A 13527-nucleotide genomic window follows, 5' to 3' on the forward strand; every position below is an offset into this window, starting at 1 on the left:
GTTAAGCCTGACGCAGGGGAACCGGCAAGCAGACGATTTGCCGGCTTTGGGCTTAAAGTCATTCAATGAGAAACGCGCTTATCGGCGTGGCGTCGTTGAGCTTCTAGCGCCGGCGATTCGTGGGGTGACACCGATCGCTCGACCTAAGCTCCAGAGTCCACCTTGTGCGTGATCAGGGCGGCAAGCTTTTTGGGCGCTTGTGCGCGATAACTCTCATCGAGCCATGACTTCAGTTGTCCCATCGGTGGCAGTTCGTCCGGTGCTGGTTCGAACGTCACCCATCCGCTCTTGCCAAGGCCGTACTCCGTCGGCGACGCATAGTGGAGCTTTCTCGCCTCGTCGCCGCTGTAGGGGAGTTTGAGGGAGATGCTGAACGGTTCGCCTTCAAGGCTCAAATAAGCAAAGGTCTTGCCTTTCACCGCGAGATCGTCGTGACCAGGCCACGGACTCTTTGTCTCGGCGCCTGGATAGGTGAGGCCGAAGGCGCGCAGTTCCTTGAGAACAGCATCGGTCGAAGCACGCGATTTCCTACTCATCAACTCTCCTCCATCGCTGTCGGTGGCTATCCTGGCAGACGAGCCGACGGGGAGCCTCGACAGCAAGAGCTCGGAGCAGGTGTTCACAATCCTGCAGAATCTGGTGCGCGAACGCGGCAAGACGGTCGTGGCAGTCACGCATGACCTCGACATGGCCGCACGCATGGATCGCCGCATTCACATGGTGGACGGGAAGATCAGCTGAACCGGGCCACGGCGCGATCAGGCCACCGCCGACGTCTCGAAACTGGCCTCAAGCCAAGCTATTGCGCCCGTCACGTCGTCGAGGACATAGGTTGCGGCCGTCGGTCCGTTCGGCTTCACGCGGATGGAGATGCCGCCAATTTCATTGATCGCCTCGAAACCGTGTTCGTCCGATGTATCGTCTCCGAGGAATATCGGCCGCCGGCCAACAAAGGGCGGAATGTCCATGAAACGCCGGATGGCAGCACCTTTGACGGCTTCCAAAGGCATGAGCTCGACGCCGGCGTTTCCCGGAAGCACCCGATAACCCTTCGGAAGCCGGGCCAATGCCTGTTCGACGAGCTGGATTGCGGGTGCAAGCAGTTGCGGTGCTGCTCTTGTATGAACGGCAAGGACCGGCCCCTTGCGCTCGACATAGACCTTGCCGCTGCCCAGTTCGGCCTCGATCTCGTCCGCAAGGGCGGCGATGTCGGCCGGCGCGTCGGCGGCATCGATCGGACCGCTCGGCGTCAGCCGGTGCTCCAGCCCATACAGTCCGGCAATCCGCAGCTTCAGCGGGTGGAACAGCTTGTCCACGGCGGGAATCGATCGGCCGGTGATGAAGGCGACCGCACCATCCAGCCGCCGCTCGATGCGTTCGAGCAGATTGCGCAATTCCTCGCCGACGAACACCGCGTCGGGATGGGCAGCGTGTTCCAGCAGGGTTCCGTCGATGTCGAGAAAGAGCGCCCATTGCCCTTCCGACAGGTTCAACGCCGGTGGTTGTTCAAAGCTTTTCACGACGCTGCCTTCCGAGCCCGCTCGAACATCGAGATGACGTTGTTGGTGTTCGATGGCGGGCGCTCGCCGGTTCCGGTCACCCTGTCGAGATCGCCGCGTTTGCGCAGGCGCGCGGCGTCCAGCAGCATGCTGCCGGCCCAGCGGTAGACATTGTTGTCGCGGACCATCTCGCGCATCGGCCGCAAACGTTCGCGCTGCTCTTCCGGCGTCATCGTCAGCGCCTGCAACAGCGCCTCGCTCATCATGGCCGCATCGTAGGGGTTGACGATCAGTGCTTCCAGCAATTCGCGCGAGGCACCGGCGAAGGTGCTGAGCAAAAGCACGCCCTGTTCGTCGTCGCGCGCTGCGACGAATTCCTTGGCGACAAGGTTCATGCCGTCATGCAGACTGGTGACCATACAGATGTCGGCGGCACGGTAGACCTCGTAGACCTGCTCCTGCCGATGATGTTCGGCGACCATCAGGATAGGGCTGTATGTCTCGCTGCCATAGCGCCGGTTGAGCTCCTCGGCACAGCGGCGGCATTCGTCGTGGAGTTGCTGGTAGGCGGGCAATGTCCCCCGGCTCGGCGCGGCGATCTGCAGGAAAACCACCTTGCCTATCCATTCGGGATATCTCGTGAACAATTCGTCCAAGGCATGGAAGCGATCGAGAATGCCTTTCGTGTAGTCGAGGCGCTCGACGCCAACGCATAGTTTGGTATCCGCAGACAGGCCGAATCTGTCGCGCACGCTGGCGCGGCACTCCTCCACAGACGGCAGTTTTGCCAGCAATTGGGCCGGCCATTCTATGGAAATGGGATAGGCGTGGACCAATGTGGTCTGCCCACCATAGGAGATTGCCGCGTCTGCCCGTTCGATCCGGCTCTCCAGAAAGCGGTCGACACTTTCGGTGAAGTTGTTGGCATGGAATTGGGTATGAAAGCCGATGATCGAACTGCCGAGCAGTCCTTCCAGGATCCGCTCACGCCACGGACAGATGCTGAATACTTCCGAATTAGGCCACGGGATATGCCAGAAGGTGATGACTATCGCGTCCGGCAGGCGCTGGCGGATCATGCGCGGCAGCAGCGCGAAATGATAGTCCTGCACCAGCACGATCGGCCGTTCGTTGCGGGCTTCGGCAACCACCGTATCGGCGAATTTGCGGTTGACGGCCTCGTAGGCGTCCCAGTCCGAGGCGCGAAACACGGGGCGGGTGAAGGCGATATGGCAAAGCGGCCATAGGCCCTCATTAGCGAAGCCCAGATAGTAGCCCTGATATTCCTCCTCCGTCAGCCAGACCCTGCGCAGCGTGTAGGACGGATTGCCTGGCGGCACCTGCACCCGGTCGTCCTTGTCGACGGTGAGACGGTCTGCCGTGCCGCCGCCATAGGCGATCCAGGTGCCGGCACAGGCGCGGGTGATGGGCTCGAGTGCCGAAACCAGGCCGCTGGCCGGCACCAAAAGTTGGACCCCGTCGTCCTTGATGTTGTGGATGTAGGGTTCGCGGTTGGACACCACGATGACCTGTGCGTCCGGCAGGTCGTCGGCCAGGATCTTGCGCAACGTGTCGGGCGACCACGTGACCAGTGCCGCATCGGCGGACTGGCCGTTCTTTTCGAACTCGCGCAGCACCTTGCGTGCCGCTTCCGAGGCGACATCCTCGCTCGGCGTGTATGCGGCGGCCGTTGCGCGACCGCGGCGCTGGCGGGATATCGACAGGAGAATGGCAAAAGCGGAAAAGCCAAAACTTGCAATCAGCAAAACCCAGAGCAGGTTTACAGTATAATCTGACATGGAATGTGATCTCGCCTCCGGCCGGCCGATAGCCGTTTTTTTTATTTGTTTTCTGGTTCGCCGCCGTATGACAACGACAGCGTCCCCACCCCGTCCATTTTTGCAACGCACAAAGAGGCTATCGGTTCCGGACGATTGCAATGCCGCGCGTCATTTTCGATGCGCCGCAGCGCGGCGGCATCAAGTGCGCACGATGAGCGGCACCATCCCCTCATACCGGTCGGCAAGAAAGGCGACGACCCGGTCGCCGACACGCTGGAATGTGAGGTCGACCACTTTCGAGCCGACACCCAGATGCCGCAATGTCAGCGTGTCGATGCCGATCGGCAGCCTTGGGCGGGTGACCCGGATTTCGCTGTTCCAGCCGTCGATTTCGAGCCCAAGGCAGGCCTGCATCAGCATGAAGGCCGATCCCGCTGACCAGGCTTGCGGCAGGCACGCGACGGGATAGGCGATGGGCGCTTCGCCCGGCGACCGGGTAAAGCCGCAGAACAGTTCCGGCAGCCGCATGTTGAAATGGACAGCCGATTCGAACGTGCCGCTCATCAGCCGAACCACGCTGTCGCGCACGCCATAACGTGCCAGGCCTGCACCGCACATGGCGGTGTCGTGCGGCCAGATCGAACCATTGTGGTAGGACATCGGATTGAAGAATATCGCATCGTCGGCCAGCGTCCTCACGCCCCAACCAGAGTGGAACGACGCGGAGAGCAGCTGATCGGCGACCATCTGCGCCCGTTCCGGCTCGGGCAGCCCGACAAAGAGAAGATGGCCGGCATTCGACGTCCGTACCTTGCAGAGCTCGCCTGCACCATCGATCGCCAGTGCATAGAAATTGAGATCGTCCATCCAGAAATGGCGTTCCACCGCGGCGCGCATGGTTTCGGCGCGTTCCTCCCAATGATCGGCCTTGTCGTCCTCGCCGCGGCGGCGGGCGAGCGCCGCCAGCCCACGGAACGCGGCAAAGACGTAGCCTTGCACCTCGACCAGGGCGATCGGCCCCTTGGGCATGCGGCCATCGGCATGGAAGACGGAATCGAAACTGTCCTTCCAGCCCTGGTTGGCAAGGCCGGTCTCGGCGCCGCGCTGGTAGGTAACGAAGCCGGTCGCGCGGCTTGTCTCCTCCGTCCATTCGGCCGCTGCACAGAGCGATGGCCACAGGCTGTCGACGAACGCCATGTCGCCGGTACGATCCGCATAGGCGCAAGCGAGATGAATATAGAGCGGCGTGGTATCGACGCCGCCGTAATAGCGGCCGAACGGGAGCTCCCGCAGTGCCGCCATCTCGCCCTTGCGGGTCTCGTGCATGATCTTGCCGGGCTGCGAATCGCTGAACGGCGACGTTTCGGTCGCCTGATGCTGGGCGAGAAAGGCGAGTACGCCGCGCGCCAGCCCAGGATTCAACCACAGCATCTGCAATGCGGAAATCACCCCGTCACGGCCAAATGCCGTCGAGAACCAGGGTATGCCGGCATAGGGGTAAGGTCCGGTTGCAAGCTCGGTGGTCAGCAGCGCCACGTCCGCGCGCGCGCGTTCGATCCAGTCGTTGAAGACGCGGCCAGAACTGTGCACCGTCGCGCCGTGGCGGCGTTTGGCGCGCATGCCGAAGCGAGCGCGGGCGGCTGCAGCCCGAAAACGGTCGCGGTCGGGTGTCTCCGCCACTTCCGGGCCGACCTCGATATAGAGGACCTCGCTGCTGCGCTTCGTCACCGCAACCAGGAAATCCGCGCGGCTGGCGGTCAAATTGTCCGGCGCCTGCGAGAACGAGATCGCCGACAGGCGCACGAGTTGGTCCAGCCCGTCATATCGAAGCACCACGGATGTCGGACTGGTCTCGGCGGCGTGGGCTATTCCGCGCTTGAGCCGGGTCGAACCGCGCACCTCGAACATGTCGCGGAAATCTGCTGCGAAATGCAAGGAAACCCGAATGGCCGACGATTCCTGGCTGTAGTTGGAAAGGGTGATGCGCTCGAACAGCCGGTCCTGCCAAAGCAGCCTGACGCGTTCTATGTGGATCGCGCCCTGCGGAATGTCGCGACCACCGACACTCTGGATCGGCAGATTGGTCAGGTTCGAGGTGAAAAGCACATTGTCCTGGCTGAGCGAGGCGCCGAGCAACGACATTTGCCGGCCACCGACCGTCAGCCGGAATTCCGAAAGCACACGCGTGTCGTCTCGGAAAAAGCCATCGCCGGCGCCGCGGATGTCGCCATAGGCGTCGGCCACCGCGAAGCAGTCGGCTTGCTTGAGGGCGAACAGCCGGTGCGGCTCCCGGGGCGCAACCTCGTCGAGGGAGGCAAGGGCTACGGCGGGATCAAGCTTACGCTCGTCGAGTTGATTCATACGTCACAAGCTCTGTCGTTTCGTTTCCAACGTCCACAATGACGCCGATCAGGACGCTCTCGCTTCACCGGGAGTACCGATCAGGCGCGCATAGGCAGCCACATAGTCGTGGGCCATTCTCGTGGCAGAAAAACGGTTTTCGAACACGGCTCTCACCTGTCGCCTGTCGAGGCGCAGCAATTCCGGTATCGAGGCGACCGCAGCATCGACCGTATCGACAAGGAAACCGGTCACGCCGTGGTCGATGATCTCCGGCAGGGCACCGCATTTCCAGGCGATCACCGGCGTGCCACAGGCCATAGCCTCTATCGCGGCAAGACCGAACGGCTCCGGCCAATCGATCGGAAACAGCAGGCCGGCCGCCTTGCCGAGGAATTCCGCTTTTCTGTCCTCTTCGATCTCGCCGATATAGTCGACACGGTCGCCGTCGATCAGCGGCTCGACCGTGTCGTGGAAAAAAGGGCGGTCGTCGTCGCCGATCTTTGCCGCAAGCTTCAGTTTCAGCCCGGAGCGCAAGGCGATCTCAATGGCACGGTCCGGGCGCTTGTCGCGCGACAGCCGGCCCAGAAAGGCCAGATACGGCTCGTCCACCTCCGTCTCGAAAGTCGGCTCATACGTATTGATCGGTAGCCCGTGATGGATGGTCGCCAGCCAATTTGCCCTGGGTAGCCCGGTTCTCTGGCTACGCGAAATCGAGATCATCGGAAAGCGCGGAAAATGTTCGTAGGCCGGGGCCAGGTCGACATAGTCGAGCCTGCCATGCGGTGTCGTCACCGTCCGGTCGGGCATGTGTTCGAAGAAAGGAAAATGCAGGAAGTGGCTGAGATGGAAATGGATGATGTCGAACTGTTGCGCACGGCTCCTCACCTCGGCGAGCATCGAGAGATGCGCCGCGGTTTCGGATTTGTGCGGGCGCGGATCGAGACGGAGCGCGCGCTCGCGACACGCCACCAATTTCGCCGACGTCTTGGTATCGCCGCTGGCGAACAGGGTCACGTCATGGCCAAGCTCGACCAATCCTTCGGTCAGATAGGAGACGATGCGCTCCGTCCCTCCATAGAACCGGGGTGGCACGGATTCATGGAGCGGCGCCACATGGGCTATTCTCATGTTTTGGCATTTCCCTCAAAAAGACTGCTCGTGGCATCGAAATGCATCAGCCGCGCTAACGTTCCCGTACAATGGCAAGATGCCACCCAATTGGGGCAAGATGTCACCCAATTGGAGCTGCCGGGCGCGTCGACCGTTGCTCGTCTCGTCCAGCAAACATTTTTCAGGCCAAGCCATGTTTTGCCGGGAACCAAAGTCGGGTTCGCGAGTTTAGTGGGGTTCGATCGCACGCATCCGGTCGACGGGGAGGAAATGATGGACCGCTTGCAATTCTTTTCGCCCGTGCGGATTTTGCGCGGACAGGGACAGCCCGTGGAGGAGATCGACAGCGTTGCCGAAGCGATGGCATTCTTGCGAAAATGGCCGGCCGGGCGGCGCGGGCCGGTTTACCAGTGCGCCGTGAATTGCTGCGCTGCGGCCATGGCCGGCCGGATGTCGGCCGAGGAAGCGAGAAAGGCTTTTGCCGGCTTCGCCCGGATCACCCGCCTGCTCGAGGGCGATCGGCCGTTGCCGATGAGCGGCGAGGATCGGCATCGCGATCACGCCTTGAGGCGATAGGCCAGCTGCCGCAGATGGTCCGAGCAAGGGCATTCAGCCTGAGCGCCTGATCGGCGACCGACTCGCTTTCGCGAACAGTCGTTTGAGCTGAGCAACGGCGCCGTTTTCGCTGATGTAATCGCGATAGGCGACGTAATCGGGGTCGCGTGACAGATGGCATTCCTCGGTGATGGCGCGGAGTGCGTAGATGGCATTGAGCGCGAGCAGGATGGCGGAGTGCCGCAGCGCTTCAGCGGGTCCTGCGGCGGTGAGGAAAGGTAGGGAGACCAGCCACCACGACAGGTTTTTCGAAACATAGGCCGGATGCTTGATCCAGCGATACGGTCCGCAGGTGATGATTCCGCGATTGGTGAGATTGGAAAATCTCAGGCCAAAGCTCACGGTGGACCAGACAAAAATCAAGATGCAGAAGAGGATCGCCGATCCCCAGAAAACCTGGAGCGCCGGTGAGGGCATCACCGCCGTCCAGTTGGCGCCCGTTTCGTAGTTCAGGTAGGCACGGGTGGCGGCGTTGATGGGTTCATAACAGGCAAGACAGACCAGCCAGCCGAATACGGTGGGCTCGACGGTGCGGATATGATTGTCGAGGACGCGCAGCGTGAAGACGTAGCCGACGACCGCGACAAGAACATCCACCATGAACAGGAGATCGATTGCAAAAGCGTGCCAGCGCATGATGTCGAATCGATACGGTTGTTCCAGCCCGGCAAGGATCGAACCCAGTGTGGAGCACAGATAGACGAACATCAGCGGCAGGAAGAAGCCTTTGACAATCCAGCCCCGCACGTGCTGGCGTATCTGCTCGGTCCTTTGCGGCACGGCGCCGCTGAGGACGAATGCACCGATTTCGGCATATGAATCTTCCGGATCGGTCTGCCGGCGGTCGACATAGGCAACATAAAACGGCGCGGCGACGAGCAGCGCCGGCAAGGTGTCGTAAAGCGCTGCCCAGTAGGGGGCGTAAAACCCACGCCGGTATTCCGGCACTATCCAGTAGACTGCGGCAATGGTCGTGAGCGTGACGATGAAGCCGATGAGCTTGCGCACGACGCGCTCGACTTCAAGCGCTCGCATCGGCTTCGCCTGCAATCCCGTCGAACGCCTCCGGAACGTCTGGAAATAGGCCGTGTCGACCGCGATCATCGCTGCCGCGGTAGCTGCAATGGCAGTCATGGCCTGCAAATGCACAGGCCAGCTTCTGTTGACGAGCACTCCGACGGCCAGCGCAAGACCAAACAGTCCTGCAAGGCCGGTTAGGGGCGCGGTCGCGGATTTCGGTTGGAGCGTCAAGCTGCTACTCCCGTTGTCATGAGGGTTGATCGTCGTCGGCGGCCGCCACGGGTCACGTAGTGTGCCCACCCGCCGCCGCTGGTGCCACTTGAGCAGCTGCTACACTCCACCGCTGCCGTTGGATCCGCTGCTGCTTGTCCCGTCGTTGCCGCCGCTGGATCCGCTGCTACTGCTCGATCCGCTTGAGCCGCCGCTGCTTGTTCCGTCATTGCCGCCGCTTGAACTGCTGGTGCCACTCGAACCGCTGCTACCGCTCGAACCGCTGGTGCCGCTGGAACCGCTGCTGCCGCTCGAGCCGCTGCTGCCGCTGGATCCGCTGCTGCCGCTCGAACTGCTGGTGCCGCTCGAACCACTGCTGCTGCTTGAGCCGCCGATGGGCCTGTTGTTGAGGTTGTGTGGGGAGCGATGGTTGTTCGCGCCCTCGTGTATATTTTCGCAGGTGCATTTGCGCTGATATTTGGTGCCGAAAGCACTGTGTTCATTGCTCGCCTTCTTGCAGACCAACCTATGGCAAATCAAATTCGCTTCGGTTGTCTCGGGGGTAAGGCCGGTGATCACTATTGCGGTTGTCGTGGCCGCCATGGCCACGATCGAGAACCGGAGTAAATTCCGAAAATTTTGCATAGATACCTCGCTTTCTGACGCCTCGCTTCTCGGGCTCGCGCCCAAGCTTCCTGATTGTCGAGTGGGTATTTGCAACAAGGCCGCATACGGATCGCTTACGCCTCAGCAGTCGGGCTCAGGGCGGCGAAAAAAGTTGAACAAAGCGCAGACAATGCTGCCGCATTGCGGTATTTCGACCAGAAAAAGGAAGATGCACTTTGGGGGAAACGGAAAATGTCGAAACGGCTTAGACTGGTGCTGGGAACGGCCGGCGCAATTGCCGTCGCCATTGTCTGGGGGATCATCGCCACGTTGTTGGGTGTGCCATCGATTCTGATCACTGTAGGAGCGGTCGCGATCGGCGCGGGCATCTACAGCTATGTCGATCGAAGCCGAAGCTGATCCGGTTATCAGGCTACGGGCATAACGCAAAAATCCCACCGTCGCAGACTGTCTGCGGCAATGCTCAGTGTACGAAAATTACCAACGACAGCGGTCTGTGGAACGAGTGGCCTGCCGAAGCTATTGTGGTGTCGGTCCGAGACACCCCCGCCTCGGGTCATTGGCTCACCCAGCCGAGTGGTCCGCTGCTACCCAATGGCAGCGGACCTTCATCCGGAGGACAGACCCGGAAGACGGATTGTGCCGAATCGAGGGAGAACGATGGTCGTTGACGAGATTGCCGCGCGGCGCCTGAAAATTCTGCTCGAGCAATACATGGAGACCAGGAAGAGGCGCCACGATGCGGTTTCCACCGCAGCGGCTGAGATCGCGATCAGGGCTGTCATGCCGAATTGCCCGGCCTCCGGAAAAGTCCTGGACGACATGATTGCGGCATGTGCGTTCGAACACGGGCTGGGGGTGCTGTTCGATCGACCTGACGCATGAAGGCCTAAATGCCATGAATCCCAACGCCAAAATCGCACGTTGCTGTCGTGCACAAATCCGACGCTGTTCCTGAGGCGCTCGCGACTAATGCGCATCGCGTCGATCGGCCTCATGCGATGCGCTGTAAGTGCCTGTTTTTGTGCATGTCGTTGCCGCAAAACCGCTGCACAGTTTTGCGCGACATGCATTAGAGAAACCGACCGACCGGAGCAGCCATGCCGAGATATTTTTTCCATTTCCGAAACAATGAGGGCCGCTTGACGGAAGATTTCGAGGGTCAGGAGTTGGACGGTTTGTCCGCGGCTCAGGATAACGCAATGGCCTCGGCCAAGGAAATCCTGGCCGAGGGCCTGCTCAGCGGCGGCCCGGTCCTGACAGGTCTTTCCTTCGAAATCTGCGACGAGAACCGGAAGCTGCTTTTCCGATTTCCATTCTCGGAAGCTGCCGAAAAGGCCGGCGCTCGACCGTGATTGGCCAAAAGCCCCGCGATGCGGGCGAGCTTTGATCGAGCCTGGCTGAAAAACCGCATGTCGCGGCAAGACGGTCGTTGGTGCAAATCAGCACCATAGGCAAATTACTAGCATAGCTGCCGGCACAAAGCAAGAACAAATACGGCTTGCCTTGCCTACGGGGGCGCCAAGCGACGTTGCCATTTCCAACCAGTATGTCGATTTGTCGGGCCGGGTGTTCGTCAACTTACCGAAACTTACCGAAACGTCTTCGCAGGATGCTGTGATCAGGAGTTCCTTTCTCCCGCGGTTGCGTTTACAGGACGCTCAGGACAGTGTCGTTTGCGCGCCAGCTACTAGACCGAGTTGGGCCGGGCGCACAGTCCCCTCCGTCAAGGAAACCAGTCCGGCGCCGTTTTTGGAGAACAATGATTTGTGGTGGTCAAATAAGCAAAAGAGATTCAAGGGAACGTGGGACGACCGACTGGACGGCCTATTCTCAGCAGAGGTCGACTACGCCGGGAAATCCATTCTCGATGTTGGCTGCAACATGGGTATTGTCGCCTATGAGATATCCAAGCTAGGACCGAGTTCGATCCATGGGATCGACATTCTCAAGCCGCATATCGAGACGGCCAGGATGATCTTCCTGGGTTGTCCGGTCCAAAGCCAGTTCGATTGTCTCGATCTTGGCAGCCGGAAGCTGCAAAATGTTCTCAAACCGCAGTACGACATCGTCATGCTGCTGGCGGTCTACCATCACATGCAGTGGAGCCTCGGCGCGGACAAGGCGCGACGCGTGCTGTGCGATATCGCCGGGCGTGCTCAAACGATCGTTGCCCGCGTCCCTCCTGGCAAGGATAAGGAGATGATCGCCGTGCTTTCGGATGTGGGCTTTTCAATCAAAAGCAATCACACATCGCCTCTTGGAAGCCATCTCATGGTCCTCGCGAAACACTGACCGGGCATAGCGCGGCCGACGGCGAATGGCGCAAGAGCCGCGTGGCTGGGATCCGCTATGCTCGGACGCGAGGAACCGACAGTCATAAGCCGATGACGTGCAAGGATCCGGTTCGGCATTGACTGCGGTCGGGAACGAAGCCACAGACAGGTGATCGAAACCGTCTCGTGCTTCAAGACAACACGAAGACCGGACGGGATCGCAACGGGCGGCGACAAGATGATTGCAAAGAAACGAGTGTCAACGGTCCCGGCATATCCGCTGATCAAGCGTCTGATTGGCGAAAATCTGCCGCCGCACAAGATGCTGTATGTGACAGGTTTGCTGTGCTCGATCGCTGCTGCTGCCGCGGTCGGCGCGACGGCCTGGATCATGAAAGTCATGATCAACACCATCTATGTCGAGCGAGATGCTGCCGCTGTATCGGGTATCAGCGTCGTCATCATCGGCATTTTCCTGGTCAAGGGCATAGCTGCCTACTGCCAGACCGTCACAACGGGAAAGATTCGCCGGGCTATCGTTTCGGACCTGCAAAACCGGCAATTTTCTCGAATGGTGCGTTTCGACATCAGCCGTTTCGCGAACCAGCATCCGGCAAAATTCATCTCCAAAATCATGTTCAACGCGCGCGCCGGGGCGACCGTTATTCTCACCCTCACGAGCAGCGCCGTCTCTGATCTGCTGACCCTGATTGCCTTGGCCAGCGTCATGGTCAAGCAGGACCCGGTGATGTCGCTGATATCCGTGGCGGTTCTGCCGATGCTGTTCCTGTCAGTCGGCGCGATAACCAGGAAGCTCAAGGCGCTGGCGAGGGGCGAGACGGAATTGGCCGCGCAGGTCCAGTCGATCGGCACGGAAGCCGTCGAAGGCATCCGCACCATCAAGTCCTTCCAGCTCGAGGACAAGGCCGTCGCCAGCTTTGCAAAGGCCGTCCGCAAGATGGAAAGACGTGGCATCCAGATCAACCGGACGTCAGCATTGATGAGCCCATTGATGGAGACCGGCGGCGGCGTGATCATCGGGCTTTTCGTTATGTACGCCAGCTGGCAGACCCTCGGCAACGGCAAGACGCCCGGCGAATTCATGGCCTTCATTACCGCGTTCCTGCTTGCCTATGAGCCTGCCAAGCGGTTGGCCCGGGTCAATGTCGACATCCAGAAGCAAATGGTCGCCGTCGAGCAGATGTATGATTTGATCGACACGCCCGAGCAGCGGCGACTCGCGATCGCGGGCGAGCGTCTGACCGACGTCGATGGTGGTATCCGCTTTGAAGATGTGGCCTTTTCCTATGACGGCAACAGCCCCGCGCTCGAGGGTGTTTCCTTCGATGTGCGACCTCGTGAGAAGCTGGCGATCGTCGGCCGCTCCGGCGCCGGCAAGACCACCATCGTCAATCTGATCCTGCGTCTGATGGAGCCGGACAAGGGCAGGATCCTGATCGACGGAAAGGACATTTCGAAGATCAGCCTGGCCGACGTCCGCGATAACATCGCACTTGTGTCACAGGACGTCTTCCTGTTTGAAGGCTCGATCCGCGACAACATTCGCGACGGCCGCCCGAATGCCACGGATCAGGAAATCGAGTCCGCTGCGAACCTCGCCCGGGTCACCAGCTTTGCTTCGGCGCTCGAAAACGGGCTCGACACGCTTGTCGGGCCAAGCGGCACCAACCTGTCCGGCGGGCAGAAACAACGCGTTGCCATCGCACGCGCCCTGCTCAAGAATGCTGCGGTAATCGTCTATGATGAAGCGACATCGGCGCTTGACGGTGAAAACGAACGGGCAGTCATGGAGGCAGCCTTCGACAACACATTTCAGCGCACAGTGATCTGCATTGCGCACAGGCTGTCTACAATCAAGGCGGCCGATCGTATTCTCGTGTTTGACGCCGGACAGCTTGTCGATGCTGGAACGCATGACCAGCTTTCCAAGCACAGCGAGATATATCGTTCGATATTCCACCTGGAGACGGCCGATCCGATGGTCGAAAGCGGCAAAAAGCTGCGGCAGAGCGTATTGCGCTGAAG

General features: G+C 60.4%; 13 protein-coding genes and 1 pseudogene. 8 read left to right on the forward strand and 6 right to left on the reverse strand.

All coding sequences use genetic code 11. The features are described from left to right. Positions 1–143 precede the first annotated feature (143 nt). On the reverse strand, positions 144–536 hold the full coding sequence (locus NKH67_RS22160; RefSeq protein WP_352474256.1) for an MmcQ/YjbR family DNA-binding protein: 393 nt from the start codon (positions 534–536) through the stop codon (positions 144–146). On the opposite strand from NKH67_RS22160, the pseudogene NKH67_RS22165 reads away from it, so the two are divergent. After that, positions 532–741: pseudogene (locus tag NKH67_RS22165) on the forward strand (ABC transporter ATP-binding protein); the annotation flags it as partial. The gene NKH67_RS22160 and the pseudogene NKH67_RS22165 overlap by 5 nt on opposite strands. A 17-nt stretch (positions 742–758) precedes the next feature. Here NKH67_RS22165 and otsB read toward each other — a convergent pair. The 4 genes from otsB to NKH67_RS22185 form a co-directional block, all read right to left on the reverse strand. Further along, positions 759–1520 carry a trehalose-phosphatase gene (otsB, locus tag NKH67_RS22170; RefSeq protein ID WP_031211298.1) on the reverse strand — a complete coding sequence of 254 codons (762 nt, stop codon included), beginning with the start codon at positions 1518–1520 and terminating at the stop codon, positions 759–761. Next, complete coding sequence (locus tag NKH67_RS22175; protein WP_023674969.1) at positions 1517–3298, reverse strand: alpha,alpha-trehalose-phosphate synthase (UDP-forming); 1782 nt, start codon at positions 3296–3298, stop codon at positions 1517–1519. Before NKH67_RS22175 ends, otsB begins: the two co-directional genes overlap by 4 nt. A 180-nt stretch (positions 3299–3478) precedes the next feature. Beyond that, entirely contained in the window at positions 3479–5641 is a 2163-nt protein-coding gene (locus NKH67_RS22180; protein ID WP_352502404.1) for an amylo-alpha-1,6-glucosidase, read from the reverse strand. Between the two features lie 48 nt (positions 5642–5689). Beyond that, a complete protein-coding gene (locus NKH67_RS22185; protein WP_352502405.1) occupies positions 5690–6751 on the reverse strand; it encodes a glycosyltransferase family 4 protein in 1062 nt (353 codons plus the stop codon). Here NKH67_RS22185 and NKH67_RS34210 point away from each other — a divergent pair. Beyond that, on the forward strand, positions 6737–7309 hold the full coding sequence (locus NKH67_RS34210) for a DUF982 domain-containing protein (RefSeq protein WP_502893790.1): 573 nt from the start codon (positions 6737–6739) through the stop codon (positions 7307–7309). The two genes, NKH67_RS22185 and NKH67_RS34210, sit on opposite strands and share 15 nt — an antisense overlap. Positions 7310–7342: 33 nt before the next feature. On the opposite strand, the gene NKH67_RS22195 is transcribed toward NKH67_RS34210, so the two are convergent. Next, entirely contained in the window at positions 7343–8668 is a 1326-nt protein-coding gene (locus NKH67_RS22195; RefSeq protein ID WP_353031828.1) for a methyltransferase family protein, read from the reverse strand. Between the two features lie 19 nt (positions 8669–8687). Between NKH67_RS22195 and NKH67_RS22200 the strand changes: the two genes are divergently transcribed. The 6 genes from NKH67_RS22200 (at position 8688) to NKH67_RS22225 (ending at position 13525) form a co-directional block, all read left to right on the forward strand. Beyond that, entirely contained in the window at positions 8688–9053 is a 366-nt protein-coding gene (locus tag NKH67_RS22200) for a hypothetical protein (RefSeq protein WP_353031830.1), read from the forward strand. A gap of 239 nt (positions 9054–9292) precedes the next feature. After that, positions 9293–9604 carry a hypothetical protein gene (locus NKH67_RS22205; RefSeq protein ID WP_352502408.1) on the forward strand — a complete coding sequence of 104 codons (312 nt, stop codon included), beginning with the start codon at positions 9293–9295 and terminating at the stop codon, positions 9602–9604. A 261-nt stretch (positions 9605–9865) separates the two neighbouring features. After that, positions 9866–10090, forward strand: coding sequence for a hypothetical protein (locus tag NKH67_RS22210; protein WP_352502409.1), 225 nt, complete (start codon positions 9866–9868; stop codon positions 10088–10090). Between the two features lie 215 nt (positions 10091–10305). Further along, positions 10306–10560: a DUF6894 family protein gene (locus tag NKH67_RS34215; protein ID WP_502893791.1), complete on the forward strand. Its 255-nt coding sequence runs from the start codon at positions 10306–10308 to the stop codon at positions 10558–10560. 397 nt (positions 10561–10957) lie between these two features. Next, positions 10958–11500, forward strand: coding sequence for a class I SAM-dependent methyltransferase (locus NKH67_RS22220; RefSeq protein WP_352502411.1), 543 nt, complete (start codon positions 10958–10960; stop codon positions 11498–11500). Positions 11501–11737: 237 nt separating this feature from the next. Next, positions 11738–13525, forward strand: a complete 1788-nt coding sequence (locus NKH67_RS22225) for an ABC transporter ATP-binding protein (RefSeq protein WP_352471929.1) — start codon at positions 11738–11740, stop codon at positions 13523–13525. Positions 13526–13527: the final 2 nt, after the last annotated feature.

Source organism: Mesorhizobium sp. M0968 (assembly GCF_040319065.1).
Taxonomy (GTDB): Bacteria; Pseudomonadota; Alphaproteobacteria; order Rhizobiales; family Rhizobiaceae; genus Mesorhizobium.

Coding starts and splice junctions, on each gene's coding strand:
- NKH67_RS22160 (WP_352474256.1), bottom strand. CDS start 536: ATGAGTAGGAAATCGCGTGCTTCGACCGATGCTGTTCTCAAGGAACTG.
- NKH67_RS22175 (WP_023674969.1), bottom strand. CDS start 3,298: ATGTCAGATTATACTGTAAACCTGCTCTGGGTTTTGCTGATTGCAAGT.
- NKH67_RS22180 (WP_352502404.1), bottom strand. CDS start 5,641: ATGAATCAACTCGACGAGCGTAAGCTTGATCCCGCCGTAGCCCTTGCC.
- NKH67_RS34210 (WP_502893790.1), top strand. CDS start 6,737: ATGGGCTATTCTCATGTTTTGGCATTTCCCTCAAAAAGACTGCTCGTG.
- NKH67_RS22185 (WP_352502405.1), bottom strand. CDS start 6,751: ATGAGAATAGCCCATGTGGCGCCGCTCCATGAATCCGTGCCACCCCGG.
- NKH67_RS22210 (WP_352502409.1), top strand. CDS start 9,866: ATGGTCGTTGACGAGATTGCCGCGCGGCGCCTGAAAATTCTGCTCGAG.
- NKH67_RS34215 (WP_502893791.1), top strand. CDS start 10,306: ATGCCGAGATATTTTTTCCATTTCCGAAACAATGAGGGCCGCTTGACG.